A 524-nucleotide genomic window follows, 5' to 3' on the forward strand; every position below is an offset into this window, starting at 1 on the left:
GGCCGAAGGAGGGCGCCGCGGGGCGCGGGAGCGCCGGTCAGGGGTCCGTCGTGCGGCGTCCGGGCATCCGGTTCCGTCCCTTCGCGCCGAGCACGCTGCTGACCACCGCGATGTCGGTGCCCCTGGTGCTGGGCCTTCCATTGCTGCTGCCGCTGGTGGTGATGAACCAGCCGGGGGGCGGGGCGCGGGACACCGCGTACTGGCTGCAGGCCGGTCTCACCGCGTACTGCGGGGCGCGGCTGTCCGCCATGATCCTGGCCCGCCGCCGCAAACTGCTGCAGGCCACCTTCTGGATGTTCTGCTACATGGCGATGGGCGTGGCCCCGCTGGCGCAGGCGGTGCTGGGCCGGGTGCCGACGCCCGTGGTGGGCCCGCGCGAGGACCTGGTGCTGGCGATCGCCCTGGTGCTCTTCGGCTGCTGCGCCTTCGACCTGGGGGCGCTGCTGGCGCGGTTCCGGCCGCCGTGGCGGCGCAGGGAGGCCGAGGAGGAGCGGGACTTCGGCCGGGCGGAGACGGCCGTGGCC

1 pseudogene is annotated in these 524 nt (G+C 75.4%); it reads left to right on the forward strand.

Going from position 1 to position 524, the window contains the following annotated elements:
- Positions 1 to 110 precede the first annotated feature (110 nt).
- Positions 111 to 524, forward strand: a pseudogene (locus tag ACOV8S_RS25855) (hypothetical protein); the annotation flags it as partial.

This window comes from Streptomyces sp. CO7, assembly GCF_053474865.1.